Annotated in this window: 15 protein-coding genes; 6 read left to right on the top strand and 9 right to left on the bottom strand. The window is 41.0% G+C overall.

Annotated features, from left to right (window positions below):
* Positions 1 to 28: 28 nt before the first annotated feature.
* From BUE31_RS17870 to purH, 3 genes are all read right to left on the bottom strand, one after another.
* Positions 29 to 400: a four helix bundle protein gene (locus BUE31_RS17870; protein ID WP_073405202.1), complete on the bottom strand. Its 372-nt coding sequence runs from the start codon at positions 398 to 400 to the stop codon at positions 29 to 31.
* Positions 401 to 493: 93 nt separating this feature from the next.
* Positions 494 to 1,516, bottom strand: a complete 1,023-nt coding sequence (locus BUE31_RS17865) for a rod shape-determining protein (RefSeq protein ID WP_073405201.1) — start codon at positions 1,514 to 1,516, stop codon at positions 494 to 496.
* A 171-nt stretch (positions 1,517 to 1,687) separates the two neighbouring features.
* Positions 1,688 to 3,214 carry a bifunctional phosphoribosylaminoimidazolecarboxamide formyltransferase/IMP cyclohydrolase gene (gene purH, locus BUE31_RS17860; protein ID WP_073405200.1) on the bottom strand — a complete coding sequence of 509 codons (1,527 nt, stop codon included), beginning with the start codon at positions 3,212 to 3,214 and terminating at the stop codon, positions 1,688 to 1,690.
* A 195-nt stretch (positions 3,215 to 3,409) separates the two neighbouring features.
* Here purH and BUE31_RS17855 point away from each other — a divergent pair, with 195 nt between their 5' ends.
* The 3 genes from BUE31_RS17855 to BUE31_RS17845 all read left to right on the top strand — a co-directional run bounded on the left by BUE31_RS17855 (position 3,410) and on the right by BUE31_RS17845 (position 5,238).
* Positions 3,410 to 3,958 carry a Crp/Fnr family transcriptional regulator gene (locus tag BUE31_RS17855; RefSeq protein WP_073405199.1) on the top strand — a complete coding sequence of 183 codons (549 nt, stop codon included), beginning with the start codon at positions 3,410 to 3,412 and terminating at the stop codon, positions 3,956 to 3,958.
* A 76-nt stretch (positions 3,959 to 4,034) separates the two neighbouring features.
* Positions 4,035 to 4,403 (top strand): glyoxalase superfamily protein, encoded by a 369-nt coding sequence (locus BUE31_RS17850; protein WP_073405198.1) that lies wholly within the window; start codon positions 4,035 to 4,037, stop codon positions 4,401 to 4,403.
* Position 4,404: 1 nt separating this feature from the next.
* Complete coding sequence (locus BUE31_RS17845; RefSeq protein ID WP_073405197.1) at positions 4,405 to 5,238, top strand: class I SAM-dependent methyltransferase; 834 nt, start codon at positions 4,405 to 4,407, stop codon at positions 5,236 to 5,238.
* Positions 5,239 to 5,317: 79 nt separating this feature from the next.
* Here BUE31_RS17845 and purN read toward each other — a convergent pair whose 3' ends face one another.
* Both purN and BUE31_RS17835 read right to left on the bottom strand, forming a co-directional pair.
* Positions 5,318 to 5,896: a phosphoribosylglycinamide formyltransferase gene (gene purN, locus BUE31_RS17840; protein ID WP_073405196.1), complete on the bottom strand. Its 579-nt coding sequence runs from the start codon at positions 5,894 to 5,896 to the stop codon at positions 5,318 to 5,320.
* Between the two features lie 213 nt (positions 5,897 to 6,109).
* On the bottom strand, positions 6,110 to 6,604 hold the full coding sequence (locus BUE31_RS17835; protein ID WP_073405195.1) for a hypothetical protein: 495 nt from the start codon (positions 6,602 to 6,604) through the stop codon (positions 6,110 to 6,112).
* A 218-nt stretch (positions 6,605 to 6,822) separates the two neighbouring features.
* Here BUE31_RS17835 and yiaK point away from each other — a divergent pair, with 218 nt between their 5' ends.
* Together yiaK and BUE31_RS17825 are read left to right on the top strand one after the other, a co-directional pair.
* Positions 6,823 to 7,812 carry a 3-dehydro-L-gulonate 2-dehydrogenase gene (gene yiaK, locus BUE31_RS17830; RefSeq protein ID WP_073405194.1) on the top strand — a complete coding sequence of 330 codons (990 nt, stop codon included), beginning with the start codon at positions 6,823 to 6,825 and terminating at the stop codon, positions 7,810 to 7,812.
* Positions 7,813 to 7,934: 122 nt separating this feature from the next.
* On the top strand, positions 7,935 to 8,897 hold the full coding sequence (locus tag BUE31_RS17825) for a TolB family protein (RefSeq protein ID WP_073405193.1): 963 nt from the start codon (positions 7,935 to 7,937) through the stop codon (positions 8,895 to 8,897).
* Between the two features lie 155 nt (positions 8,898 to 9,052).
* Here BUE31_RS17825 and BUE31_RS17820 read toward each other — a convergent pair whose 3' ends face one another.
* The 4 genes from BUE31_RS17820 to panB form a co-directional block, all read right to left on the bottom strand.
* Positions 9,053 to 9,424 carry a DoxX family protein gene (locus tag BUE31_RS17820; RefSeq protein ID WP_073405192.1) on the bottom strand — a complete coding sequence of 124 codons (372 nt, stop codon included), beginning with the start codon at positions 9,422 to 9,424 and terminating at the stop codon, positions 9,053 to 9,055.
* A 78-nt stretch (positions 9,425 to 9,502) separates the two neighbouring features.
* Entirely contained in the window at positions 9,503 to 10,087 is a 585-nt protein-coding gene (locus BUE31_RS17815; protein WP_073405191.1) for a Crp/Fnr family transcriptional regulator, read from the bottom strand.
* Positions 10,088 to 10,153: 66 nt separating this feature from the next.
* Entirely contained in the window at positions 10,154 to 10,879 is a 726-nt protein-coding gene (locus BUE31_RS17810; RefSeq protein ID WP_073405190.1) for an RluA family pseudouridine synthase, read from the bottom strand.
* 104 nt (positions 10,880 to 10,983) lie between these two features.
* Positions 10,984 to 11,799, bottom strand: coding sequence for a 3-methyl-2-oxobutanoate hydroxymethyltransferase (gene panB, locus BUE31_RS17805; protein WP_073405189.1), 816 nt, complete (start codon positions 11,797 to 11,799; stop codon positions 10,984 to 10,986).
* A gap of 296 nt (positions 11,800 to 12,095) precedes the next feature.
* On the opposite strand from panB, the gene carA reads away from it, so the two are divergent.
* Positions 12,096 to 13,196: a glutamine-hydrolyzing carbamoyl-phosphate synthase small subunit gene (gene carA, locus BUE31_RS17800; RefSeq protein WP_073405188.1), complete on the top strand. Its 1,101-nt coding sequence runs from the start codon at positions 12,096 to 12,098 to the stop codon at positions 13,194 to 13,196.
* Positions 13,197 to 13,311: the final 115 nt, after the last annotated feature.

Raw genomic sequence — 13,311 nt, 5'->3', positions numbered from 1 at the left:
AATTGGAGATTAGAGATTAGTTAATGGATCAGACTTTAACATCCGCTTGCTTTCTTAAAAAATTGATATAACCATTTATCATTTTCATACATTCTTCACAATCGTTCTTAAATGTTTCAAATATTTTTTCATCGATGAATTTGTTGTCGAGGGCGATAATCAAATGATCAATAGCTTCCGCAGCGGAGCCGCGTGCATTAATAAAAAACTTTGCAGCATTAGCATAATGAAATCTTCCATGCCCTTCAGCTATGTTATTTCCTATGGACCTGGAAGACCGAATTACTTGATCGATTAATCGATATTTTTCTTCTGCAGAGAATGATTTAGTCAGATCCGATATATTGTTGCGCAATACCCTTGCTTTTTTCCATACTTCGAGATCAGTAAAAGAGTTCATGTTTAAATCTCCTAAAAATTACTTGATTTTAGCATAAGCTTATCCAACCATAAAGAACTAATCTCTAATCTCCAATTAACTAATCTCTAACCACTATTGCATTAAAAATTTAAAATTACCAATATTTTTAAGGGCGGTACCTGTTCCGCGTACTACGGCACGCAATGGATCTTCGGCTACGTGAACCGGCAGTTTGGTTTTTGCAGCGATACGTTTGTCAAGGCCGCGCAGCAAAGCGCCGCCACCGGTTAAATAAATGCCGGTTTGGTAAATATCTGCCGAAAGCTCCGGTGGGGTGATCTCCAATGCCTTCAGGATCGCCTCTTCAATTTTAGAAATTGATTTATCCAGGCAATGCGCAATTTCAGAGTAAGATACCATGATCTGCTTTGGCACGCCGGTCATTAGGTCGCGGCCTTGTACTGCAAAATCAGTTGGCGGATCGGCAAGCTCAGGCAATGCAGCGCCAACTTCAATTTTTATCTTCTCAGCGGTACGATCACCAATCATGATGTTATGCTGGCGACGGATGTATTGTACAATATCAGAGTCGAAGTTATCACCCGCAACGCGGATAGACTGATCACAAACGATACCTGACAAGGCAATAACTGCAATTTCAGTAGTGCCACCGCCAATATCAATGATCATGTTGCCCATCGGCTCTTCCACGTCAATCCCAATACCTACAGCGGCAGCCATTGGCTCATGGATCAGGTAAACTTCTTTAGCGCCTGCAATCTCCGCAGAGTCACGTACGGCACGTTTTTCAACCTCGGTAATACCTGATGGGATACAGATAACCATTCGTAACGATGGGAAGAACCAGCCTTTACCCTGGTTTATCATTTTTATCATCCCGCGAATCATGTGTTCAGCAGCATTAAAGTCGGCAATTACACCATCTTTCAATGGCCTTACGGTACGGATATTATCGTGCGTTTTGCCTTCCATCTGCATAGCCTGGCGACCAATGGCAATTACTTTGTTGGTTGTACGGTCAAAAGCCACAATTGATGGTTCATCAACTACAACTTTATCATTATGTATTATGAGGGTATTTGCGGTACCTAAATCAATAGCAATCTCTTGTGTAAAAAAATTAAATAGACCCATTTGGTATTATTTAAAAAATAAGCGTCAAAATTAAATATTTAGTAGCACGAATTGTACGAATGTAAGCTAATTAAAACGAATTAATCTATACCGCTGAGTTAGTTAGCTAATATTATTTAATTCGTGCAATTCGCATTTAATTAGTGCAATTCGTGTCAGTTCTTTTTATTATTAATGTTTAAAATGGCGTACGCCGGTAGTAACCATCGAAATGTTTTTCTGGTCGCACATTTCAACGGAAAGCTTGTCATTTATTGAGCCTCCGGGCTGCAAAACAGCAACAATTCCGGCCTCAGCAGCCAGCTCAACACAATCCGGAAAAGGAAAAAAAGCATCAGATGCCATAACCGCCCCTTTCAAATCAAAACCAAAACCCTCAGCCTTAATAACCGCTTGCCTTAAAGAATCAACCCTTGAAGTTTGCCCTACGCCGCTTGCCATTAGCTGGCCGTTTTTTGCAAACACAATGGTGTTTGATTTGGTATGTTTTACTACCTTATTAGCAAAAAACAGGTCGTGTTTTTCGTGTTCGGTTGGTTGTCTTTTTGTAACTGCTGTCATTTGTTCCGGGCCCTCAATTACCGCATCTTTATCTTGCTCAATTACGCCATTAAGCAATGTTTTAAAAAGCTTGGTGGGTAACGCAACTACCTGGCGGATGAGTATTATACGGTTCTTTTTGCCTTTTAGTATTTCAACAGCTTCATCGGTATAAGCCGGGGCTATCAGCACCTCGTAAAATATCTTGTCTATTTCGGTGGCAGTTGCCGCATCAATTTCGTCATTGGCAATTATAACACCGCCAAAAGCAGATACCGGGTCGCATGCCAGAGCATCAACCCAGGCCTCTTTAATGTTATTGCGCGACGCAATACCACATGCATTGGTATGCTTTAAAATAGCAATGGTAGGCTCGGTAAACTCATCAATCAAAGCAACAGCAGCATCCACATCAACAAGGTTGTTGTATGATAGCTCTTTGCCATTCAGTTTGGTGAACATTGCGTCCAGGTCGCCGTAAAAAACACCTTTCTGGTGCGGGTTCTCACCATAGCGCAATACCTGGCTGGTTTGAATGCTTTCTTTAAATACCGGAAGCGGGTCTTCCTGGTTAAAATATTTAAAAATAGCAGTATCGTAATTTGATGAAATATTAAATGCTTTGTGGGCAAATGAACGACGCTGATCAATGGTGGTTGCACCGTTTTGAGTTTTCAATAAATCTTCAAGCACAGGGTAGTCTGCTTTTGATGCAACTATTACCACATCCTTAAAGTTTTTTGCTGCCGCACGGATCAAAGAAATGCCGCCGATATCTATCTTTTCAATGATCTCATCTTCTTCCGCATTTGATTTTACAGTTTCTTCAAACGGGTACAAATCAACTATCACTAAATCAATCTCGGGTATTTCAAATTGTGCCAGTTGCTGCTCATCGCCTTCAAAATTTCTGCGGGCTAAAATACCGCCGAATACTTTAGGATGCAACGTTTTAACACGACCGCCCAGTATAGACGGATATGAGGTAAGATCCTCAACAGGTATTACATTAACGCCTAAATTGCGGATAAAAGTTTCCGTTCCGCCGGTTGAATATATGTTAACGCCAAGGCGGTTTAATTCATGAATTATTGGCTCTAAATTATCTTTGTAGTAAACAGAAATTAAAGCATTCTTTATTTGTACTGACTCGCTCATTTACAGGATGTTTTTTGAGCCGCAAAGGTAGGAATTAGAGATTAGAGAATGCGGATCGAAGGTTAGTTTTTTTTAACTTTTTTATCAATAGGTTTTTACACCAAAAAACTTACGAAGTTTTGAAAACTTCGTAAGTTTAAAGACATAAACAATTTTTTTCTCAGCAATCTTATATAAAAACCAAAATATTAAAAAATGGCCCAACCATTTGTTCCGTCGCCCGAAATAAAGTCCGCCTGGAAAAAATATGGACACCTCTGGAAACATGAGGAGGCTGGTGCACGACAGGTACTTTTAAACGAGGGTGATATTTGCCGTAAAATTTACCTGGTTGAAAAGGGATGTGTACGCAACTGGTTTTCTCATGATGGCAAAGAGATCAGTTTTCAATTCTTTTTTGAAGGTGATGTTGTTTACTCATCTGACAGCTTTCGGCACAATTCTCCCAGCCCATTTAGTATTGAAACTATTGAGCCAACAACTTTAAGGTGGCTTGGTCAAAACGACATGGCGACGATAAAAGAGGATTTTACGCTGTATAATTACATGGTTGAAAAAGCCGGTGATAAACAATCGGAATTTATGCGGCATTTCTTTTCTTATCTCAGGGACACGCCAAAACAGCGCTATGATAACCTGCTGCGTAATAACCCCGAAATTATCCGGCGTGTGCCCCTTCAGCATATTGCTTCTTATTTGGGCATTACGCCCGTTTCCCTAAGCAGGATCAGGAACAGAGCCTGATTTCATTTCTTAACAATTGTAAAGCGGAATTTCATTTTTTGGATTGAACTTTGAGCAATCATTAAAAACAACAAAAATGAAACTGAACAAAGTAATCCCAAAGATCTTTTATTCTGACATTAAAGTTAGACTCGATTTATTTATTGATTGCCTGGGCTTTACGATTAAATACAGTGAGCCCGGCGGCGAACACCCTTTTTATATTGTAGACCGCGATGGCGTAACCCTGTTTTTGCATGAAGATGATGAATATGCAAAAAAGGACAGGCCCGAAATAAGGCTCGATACAGATGATATTGAAACGCTACATACTGAATTAACAGGAAAAAATGTAAAACTGTTTCATCCTAACTTACCAGCGGTAAAATTACAGTCGTGGGGTTTAAAGGAGTTCGGACTACTTGATAAAAGCAACGTTTGTGTAATAATTCAACAATCTATTTAAAATGAAAGAAACAGGAAGTGCAACGGCAGTAGGCGCAGCTATGCTTAAAGCCGCTCATCAATTGGTTGATGGTGACGATAAACTTTTAACAGATCCGGTTATTTTAAAGCTGCTCGGCCCCGAGACAGAAGAGTATATAAGGGATTTTAATTACCATTTTTTCTCAGGCGCTTCAATGGCGCTGCGTACGCATGTTTTATTGAGGAGCCGTTATACAGAAGACTGCTTAGCTGAAGCGTACCAAAATGGCGTTAGACAACTCCTCTTCCTGGGAGCGGGGTTAGAGACTTTTGCTTATCGTCAACCAGACTGGGCGCATAATATAAACATTATCGAAGCTGATCACCCGGCAAGCCAGGCAGATAAGCTTGAGCGCTTAAACAACGCAGGGATCACGCTACCGGAAAACCTTTCGTTTGTTACAACAGATTTTGAAGCAGATGATCTGTTTAATGTATTCAGGGCAAGTAAACTAAATTTGGATGAGCCGGTTTTCACAGCTTGCCTTGGTGTTTTAATTTACCTTACCCGGGACACTGCCGATAAGATCTTCCGTTTTTTGGGTGGATTGCCGGCAGGAAGCGAATTTGTTTTTACCGCCTCGCAAAACAGGGACAACGCCTGGGCAACCACAGCCGCAGAAAGATCTGCCGCCGCCGGCGAGCCATGGATAACATATTTTGAACCAGAAGAGCTACTAAAACAATTGAAGGATTGCGGATTTAGTAAAGCTTCGTTTTTAACTACAGAGGAAACGGAAAAATTATATTTTGAGGGAACTAAAGTGCGCTTGCCATTACCTGCAAGGATGAGTATTGTAAGGGCGGTGATATGATCGGCAACCCAGTTGTCTCTTGTTGAAAAAAGGCTCAACTTTCACCTAATCTCTAATCTCCAGCCTCTAATCACTAACCTCAGCTTTTCATCTTCTTCAGCAAACTCTCTATTACTCTTGGAAGATGCTGATGCTCTAATTGCTGGCCTTTAAACTTTACAACCTCCAGGTTATCATCCGGCTCAATTTTAAATTTAGACTGGTGAATGATCTCGCCTTCGTCAAACTGGTCGCTTACAAAATGGATGGTTATGCCTGATTCTTCGTCTTTGGCGGCAAGCACCGCTTTATGTACGTGATCGCCGTACATACCTTTACCGCCATGCTTAGGCAGCAAAGCAGGGTGCAGATTTATTATTTTATTGGGGAACGCATTTAATAATGACACCGGTACCAACCATAAAAACCCGGCAAGCACTATCAAATCAACCTGCAGGTTTTTTAATAGTTTGATAACATCGTCAGAATCGTAAAATTCATGCCGGGTAAAAATGTGCGAGGGGATCTCAAAATTGTCAGATCGCTGTAATACGTAAGCCTGGGGGTTGTTGGTTAGCACTAATACAACTTCGGCCTCGGCATTGCGTTTAAAATGCTCCATAATTTTCTGAGCATTTGATCCCGATCCTGAAGCAAAAATGGCAATTCTTTTTTTCATTAAAATAATATGCTTTTTAATGGTAATGTTGCTGTTTGTACAATTTACTTCCCCTAAATATCGGCGAAGGTAATATTTCTGTTACAGACACAGCAGTTACAACACCTCAAAGATAACGTTTTAACCACAATAATTGTTCGTTCAAATAGGAATTAAGCCCTTTTTAAATTTTTAATTATTTGAATTGCCTATAAGGAAATTTATGAAGTAACGCTAATTTGTACTTACGGATTTTTGCCTTATAAATCCATACTTAACAATTTTTCTTGGCCTTGTTAAGGAATAATTTGGTGCAATATCACCGGTGTTAAGCACCATGGAATACAGCCCCAGGTTTATTATCTGTGCATTTATAAATGGTTTAACGGCTAAGGTGGTTGTACTATCGCAAACCATGTCGGCAATTAAAAAAAGTTTGTTGGGTGAAAGCGACCATTTCCCGGCAGCTAACGGCTGCGTTTGGCAGTTAAAATTTGCATAGGTACAGGTAAAGTCTGTTTTAAAAGTAAAAACCTGCGAACATGTCTCATTTATAGTAGTATCAGAGATCTGCGTATTGCCTGTATATTGGGTTATCTCTATGGATGCCAGCTGCCAGTAGCCGCCTGTAAAAAGTGTTTCTATAGGGTTTTGGCCTGTTTTTTTGCAGGAGTTAACTATAAACCCTGTAATTAAAACCAATAAGAGCAACAAATATCTTTTTTTCATCAGGAATATATCCGCAAAAATAAAAATTCCGGCTGTATTAATAGCACGGGAGTTAGTATAACTGTATTAGGCATGGATTATTATTAATTGAACAGATTTAATTGTAGTTGATTAGGTTAGATTAAGTTGATTGTGTTGGATTAAGTTTGTATGATTGATTCTTTAAATTTTTTAACTTAATCAACATATTCAACACAATCAACTTATTCAACTCCCCAATGCGCATTCCATTTAACAAACTGCAATCCGAATTTAAACGGGTATTACTTTCTTTAAACTTTACTGAGGAAAAGGCAAACCTATGTGCAACTATTTTTGCGGAGAACAGCCGTGATGGTGTTTATACACACGGATTAAACCGGTTCCCGGTATTTATTGAGTTCGTAAAGGATGGTTTGGTGAAACCGGATGCCGAACCAACAAAAGAAGGTGCATTTGGATCATTGGAACAGTGGAACGGTAATTTGGGTGCAGGCATATTAAATGCCCGTTTTTGCATGGATCGCGCAATGGAACTTGCAAAGGAAAATGGCATTGGCTGTGTGGCTATTAAAAACACCAACCACTGGATGCGGGCCGGTGCTTATGGCTGGCAGGCCGCCGAAGCCGGGCTTATTGGCATTTGCTTTACCAATACCATAGCCAACCTGCCTCCCTGGGGCGGTATCGATCCACGTTTAGGTAACAACCCTTTAGTTATTGCTGTTCCCCGGAAAGGCGGACATGTAGTGCTGGATATGGCCATCTCCCAATATTCTGTTGGTAAGTTAAATCAATATAAAAACAACAATGAAAAGCTGCCATTACCCGGTGGCTATGATGATGAAGGGAACTTAAGTACCGATGCCGGAGAAATACTGGAATCAAAACGCTTATTACCGGTAGGTTTCTGGAAAGGCTCGGGTCTTTCACTAGTACTCGATCTTTTAGCAACTGTGCTGAGTCAGGGCAACTCAACAGCAAAGATCACCCAAAGTGAAAAAGAATCGGGTGTGGCACAAGTGTTTATCTGTATAAAGCCCGAAAGCAATACTTATACAGAACAGGTTATTGAAGAGATCATCAGCTATACCAAAACCAGCAGGCCTGAGCATGAAGGTGGCTCCATCTCTTACCCGGGTGAAAACACATTAAAAACAAGAGAGAAAAGTTTGAAAGAGGGTATTTTGGTGGATGAAAGGATTTGGGAGAAGGTGTTAGGGCTGTGATATTAAATTGAACAATCATCCCCATCCATTAAAAATAAACCCCACCTTATTTAAATAAGTTTTCCTAGTCAGAAAATATCCGGTAGTTAGTTTGAGAAAACTTTCAAATTAACTATTACCCGATGAAAAAGATCAGAACATTTCTTTGTGCAACATTTATTGTCTTTCTTAATATAATTAATGCACATGCTACAGGGTTATCAACCTATAACATAACCGACACAGGCAAAACCGATGCAACACTATTTACACCGGGTGTAATTCCGGGTGTTACCAACCGTACTGCAGCCCCGGCTTTTTCGCCTGATGGTAAATCGGTTTATTTTGGGCAGTCGGCAGATAAAAAGGATATTACCATTATGGCATCTTATTTCAAGAATGGCAAATGGTCGGAGCCAGTGGTGGCGCCTTTCTCTGGCAATTTTCATAACCTGGAGCCAGCATTTTCTCCAAACGGCAAATACTTGGTTTTTGCATCAAGCCGTCCCAAAATTGCGGGCGGGCCTACGCTGGAAGGCAATTGGGGTGGGCAAACATATCCCGGCAGGGGTGGTAACCTATGGAAAGTTGAGCTGACTAAAAAAGGCTGGGGCGTCCCTGAGTTATTGCCCAAAACCATCAACCAAAACAGTTCCATATTTAGCCCGGCTGTTACTGCCGATGGCAGTGTTTATTTTATGCTGCCGGACACATCAGGCCGGTTCCATATCCGCCGCTCACAATTTAAAAACGGAAAGTTTGAAACTCCTGTTCGCCCATCATTCAGTGTTGACAAATATGGTGATGTTGATCCGGCTGTTGCCCCTGATGAATCATTTTTGATCTTTTCTTCAGGACGTCCTCCTGCTTTGCCGCATACGGCTGATCTTTTTATTGTTTTCCGCACAGCAGCTGGCTGGAGCGAGCCGCTTGACCTGAGGCATGCAATTTCTGATAAAGTGTTTGGGGTTGAAGCCCGGTTGTCGCCTGATTTAAAAACGCTTTACTTCAGTAACCAGCACAATGCTGCGGGAATAACTGTTGATACAGATCAATATACCTGGCAGGTGGATATTAGTAAAGTGTTAAAAGAGCATGGGCTATAACTTAAAGCAAGTTTATTAATACCACAGAAAGCTTTGAGGTTATATTGACAAACCAAAGGAACCTTCAATACTATCTATAGAAATTTGTCAACTCATAGGGATTGACAAATTTTTAATTGCCTTCCAGGCAATACGATTTTTTAGTGTTTAACTGTTCATTTTAAAAACAGAAGCATCCAGCTTTGATTCCATCGTAAATAACCAAGAAGGATAAGGAGAACAAGACAGGTGGAGGTAACTATCAAAGTTCGCCATACTTCATGGCTAAGTAAAGTGTATGACGCCCCTACCATGATAAGACAAAGCAACAATGCACCGCTTGTTGCCGTTAATGGAAATAAGAGAAGAATAGCCCCGGTTAATTCCAGGCAACCAATAAAAGTGAGCAGCCAATTTGCATATCCCCACTCCTGGAAATGTCCGGCTGTTATTTCATTTCCTGTCAATTTTTTATAACTCACAAATAGAAAAAAAAGTGCGATTAATATAGTGAGCGTCCATGTTCCTGTTGTTTTTAGTACTGTCATAAATTTTTTATTTATTTTAGTTTAACAGGCTAAAATTCAGGAATAACAAAGCAAAATCTCTTATCATATGATAAGAAATCAATTCTTTTTTTGTGCCCTGATGCGGCTTAAAGAAATTGGGGTTATGCCTAAATAGGAGGCAATATGATAAGCCGGGACTAATTGCTCCAGATCAGGATGCTGTTTTTTAAGCAAATTGTAACGTCCTGCAGCAGAGAGTGTAAGCAATTGAAATTCTTTCTCAAATTTTTTCAACAGCAGATTATGTGCTAATGTATAAGCTACCTTGAGCCAAAAAGAATCTGTAGCCAGAAGCTTTTGGTATTCAGTATAACGGATTACTAAAACCGAACTTTCAGTGAGTGCCTGGATGCTGGCTGTTGAAGGATTACCCAGGGCGAGGTCGTAATACGAACCGGTAAAGTCACCTTTAAAACCAAAAGCTTTGTTGAACTCCCGGCCATTATTATCAGTATAATATTCTCTGAATACCCCTTTTACAATAAATCCGGAATATACCGGGGTTGTACCTGAACGGAGGAAAAAATCGTTTTTACTATAATGTTTGAGCGTACATAATTTATCCAGTACTGACAAGTCCTTGCCGGCTATCCCCGTAAGTTTCAGTAATACATTTTTTATTTCGTCAAGTTCTTCCGTCATTCAATCACTATGGATACAATCAAGACAATTAAAAATTTATTTACCAGTCCTGAAATTAACCAGGCCTTACCCCACCATCATGCCCTCAAACCGCTCCCAAAAACCATCATGGGGTACGGGGGCTATAATACGGATAGCTTCTTTTTTTATAGGATGGATAAATTCCAGCTTACGGGCATGCAGGCAAATACTTTTGCGAAGGCTCCCCCTCGGGTATCCATACTTATTATCACCAACAATGGGGCAATCAAGCGTTGAAAGCTGTACCCTGATCTGGTGCGGCCGGCCAGTTATCGGGTCTACTTCAATTAAATAATAACCATTAAGCTCCGCTACTAATTTATAGTTTAGTTCGGCCCGCTGACTGCCAATCACTTCCCGGTCATGTGCTTTGGTAACATTTTTCTGCGGATTTTTTACCAGCCAGTGTACCAGGTTACCGGCCTCTGGCTGCGGCCTGTTACGCACAACCGCATAATAGGTTTTATGCATTTCACGGCCTTTAAACATGGCGTTTATCCGCTCCAAAGCCTTGCTGGTTTTTGCAAACAGGATAACGCCGCTCACAGGCCTGTCAAGCCGGTGCACCACGCCTAAAAAAGCGCCGTTGGGCTTATTATATTTTGTGGCGATGTATTTCTTTACCTTATCATCCAGCGATTCATCACCCGTATCATCCACCTGCACAATATCCCCCGCGCGTTTATTAACCGCAATTAAATGATTATCCTCATAAAGGATATCACTATCGGTAATCTCGTGGTTGACGTATTTGATGTTGACTTTGGACATGGAATTAGTTTATGGTTCATAGTTCATAGTAAAAAGGTCTTTGCAGCTGCCATGAACCATCAACTATGAACCATGAACTGCACCAACCATCTGCCACCAACTAATCAATATTCTTCCTTCTCGTTCGGGAAGCTTTTAGTTTTTATATCACTAACATAATTTTGGATCGCGTCGTTCATCACCTTATGCAAATCGGCATATTTGCGTAAAAACCGGGGCGAAAAGCCTTTGTTGATCCCCAGCATATCGTGGATCACCAATACTTGCCCGTCACAACTCTGCCCTGCGCCTATACCAATTGTCGGAATACTTAAGCTCTCGCTCACCTGTTTAGCTAATGCAGCAGGGATTTTTTCAAGCACTATCCCAAAACAGCCCAGTTCCTGTAGCTTTACAGCATCGTCCCTTAACTTTTGTGCCTCAGCTTCCTCTTTGGCCCTTACAGTATAAGTACCGAATTTATAAATAGACTGCGGTGTTAAACCCAAATGCCCCATAACCGGGATGCCGGCAGTAAGGATGCGGCTTACCGATTCAGCTATTTCAATGCCGCCTTCAATTTTTACACCATGCGCACCTGATTCCTTCATGATCCGGATAGCCGAATTAAGGGCCTCTTTTGAATTTCCCTGGTACGAACCAAAAGGCAGATCGACAATAACCAGCGCCCTTTTTGCAGCCCTGACAACTGAAGATGCATGATAGATCATCTGGTCAAGGGTTATAGGCAGCGTGGTTTCATGCCCGGCCATTACGTTTGATGCGGAATCTCCTACCAGTATAATATCCATCCCGGCTTCATCAACAATGGCAGCCATTGAAAAATCATAGGCCGTAAGCATGGCAATTTTCTCGCCACGGTTTTTCATTTCCTGCAGAATATGCGTGGTAATTCTTTTAACCTCTTTATGTATAGACATGGTTATGGTTTAATGTGCAAAGGTATAAGAGATATTTCGGAATTTGGATGTTCGATTTCGGAATTATTTTATCGGTAGCTTTAATAGAATTTGACAAATCGTTTTTATAATCATTCCGAAATTGGCCGCCAGAGTTTCACATTCAAAAAATTCCGAAATCGAACTTCCGAAATCCGAAATAAACCCCTATCTTTGCCGCGTGAATCCAGAAGTAACTCACTTCAATATTTCGGGCTGTTTTCACGGAGCGCTGCACCAGGCAAACCGGCTTTTTAACCATTCAATTTTTTTGATCAATGACTTATTTCACCAAATTACCTGCGGTATTATTACTGGCTGACGGAACCGTTTTTTATGGTAAAGCTGCCGGCAAAATGGGAACTACCACCGGCGAGATCTGCTTTAATACAGGGATGACCGGCTACCAGGAAATTTTTACTGACCCATCCTACTTCGGGCAGATCATGGTTACTACCAATGCGCATATTGGTAATTATGGTATTGCTGATAATGAAGTTGAATCGGGACAGATCCAGATTGCGGGCCTTGTTTGTAAAAATTACAACATTGCTTACAGCCGCAAGCAGGCCAATGAATCTATCCAGGATTATTTCCAGGAGCAGAACATAGTTGGGATCTCTGATATCGACACCCGCCAGCTGGTTAGGCATATCCGCGATAAAGGTGCGATGAATGCCATTATCTCATCAGAGGTGCTTGACATTGAAGAGCTGAAATTAAAGCTTGCCGAAGTGCCGTCAATGGATGGGCTTGAATTATCATCGAAAGTTTGCACTACTGAAACTTATACTTTTGGCGATGAAAATGCCGCTTACCGCGTTGCCGTGCTCGACCTTGGTGTAAAGAAAAACATCCTGCGCAATTTTGACGACAGGGATGTTTATGCCAAAGTATTCCCGGCAAAAACCACGTTTGAAGAGATGGAAAAAGACTTTAACCCTACTGGTTATTTTGTATCCAACGGCCCTGGCGATCCGTCGGCAATGCCATACGCTGTTGAAACGGTGAAAGGTATTTTAAACTCAAACAAACCAATGTTCGGCATTTGCCTTGGTCACCAGTTGCTGGCTTTGGCAAACGGCATCCCAACTATAAAAATGTTTAACGGTCACCGCGGTTTAAATCACCCGGTAAAAAATATAATCATTAACCACTGCGAGGTTACCTCACAAAATCATGGCTTTGGTGTAGTGCCTGAGGCTGTAAGAGCATCAGACAAGGTGGAGATCACTCACGTAAACCTTAACGATCAATCAATAGAAGGCATCCGAGTAAAAGGTAAAAAAGCCTTCTCGGTGCAATATCACCCCGAATCGTCTCCCGGCCCGCATGACAGCAGGTATTTGTTTGATGATTTTATTGAGTTGATGAAATAAGCATTTTCGAAAACTTACGAAGTTTTGAAAACTTCGTAAGTTTGATCCAGTTCTAAAAGCCTTACAAAAGCAATTTGTAAGGCTTTTCTGTTTCCGGATATTTTCAACTACCTCA

It is taken from the genome of Mucilaginibacter sp. OK098 (assembly GCF_900142915.1).
Lineage (GTDB): Bacteria > Bacteroidota > Bacteroidia > Sphingobacteriales > Sphingobacteriaceae > Mucilaginibacter.
Note: the sequence above shows the minus strand (reverse complement) of the source record. Positions and strands in the feature narration are given on the sequence as shown.

Bases quoted from the DNA above. Each gene is read 5' to 3' on its own strand.
- purH (WP_073405200.1), bottom strand. From the start codon at position 3,214: ATGAGCGAGTCAGTACAAATAAAGAATGCTTTAATTTCTGTTTACTAC.
- panB (WP_073405189.1), bottom strand. From the start codon at position 11,799: ATGTCTATACATAAAGAGGTTAAAAGAATTACCACGCATATTCTGCAG.
- BUE31_RS17850 (WP_073405198.1), top strand. From the start codon at position 4,035: ATGAAACTGAACAAAGTAATCCCAAAGATCTTTTATTCTGACATTAAA.
- BUE31_RS17845 (WP_073405197.1), top strand. From the start codon at position 4,405: ATGAAAGAAACAGGAAGTGCAACGGCAGTAGGCGCAGCTATGCTTAAA.
- BUE31_RS17865 (WP_073405201.1), bottom strand. From the start codon at position 1,516: ATGGGTCTATTTAATTTTTTTACACAAGAGATTGCTATTGATTTAGGT.
- BUE31_RS17855 (WP_073405199.1), top strand. From the start codon at position 3,410: ATGGCCCAACCATTTGTTCCGTCGCCCGAAATAAAGTCCGCCTGGAAA.
- BUE31_RS17870 (WP_073405202.1), bottom strand. From the start codon at position 400: ATGAACTCTTTTACTGATCTCGAAGTATGGAAAAAAGCAAGGGTATTG.
- BUE31_RS17835 (WP_073405195.1), bottom strand. From the start codon at position 6,604: ATGAAAAAAAGATATTTGTTGCTCTTATTGGTTTTAATTACAGGGTTT.
- BUE31_RS17810 (WP_073405190.1), bottom strand. From the start codon at position 10,879: ATGTCCAAAGTCAACATCAAATACGTCAACCACGAGATTACCGATAGT.
- BUE31_RS17825 (WP_073405193.1), top strand. From the start codon at position 7,935: ATGAAAAAGATCAGAACATTTCTTTGTGCAACATTTATTGTCTTTCTT.
- BUE31_RS17815 (WP_073405191.1), bottom strand. From the start codon at position 10,087: ATGACGGAAGAACTTGACGAAATAAAAAATGTATTACTGAAACTTACG.
- carA (WP_073405188.1), top strand. From the start codon at position 12,096: ATGACTTATTTCACCAAATTACCTGCGGTATTATTACTGGCTGACGGA.
- yiaK (WP_073405194.1), top strand. From the start codon at position 6,823: ATGCGCATTCCATTTAACAAACTGCAATCCGAATTTAAACGGGTATTA.
- purN (WP_073405196.1), bottom strand. From the start codon at position 5,896: ATGAAAAAAAGAATTGCCATTTTTGCTTCAGGATCGGGATCAAATGCT.
- BUE31_RS17820 (WP_073405192.1), bottom strand. From the start codon at position 9,424: ATGACAGTACTAAAAACAACAGGAACATGGACGCTCACTATATTAATC.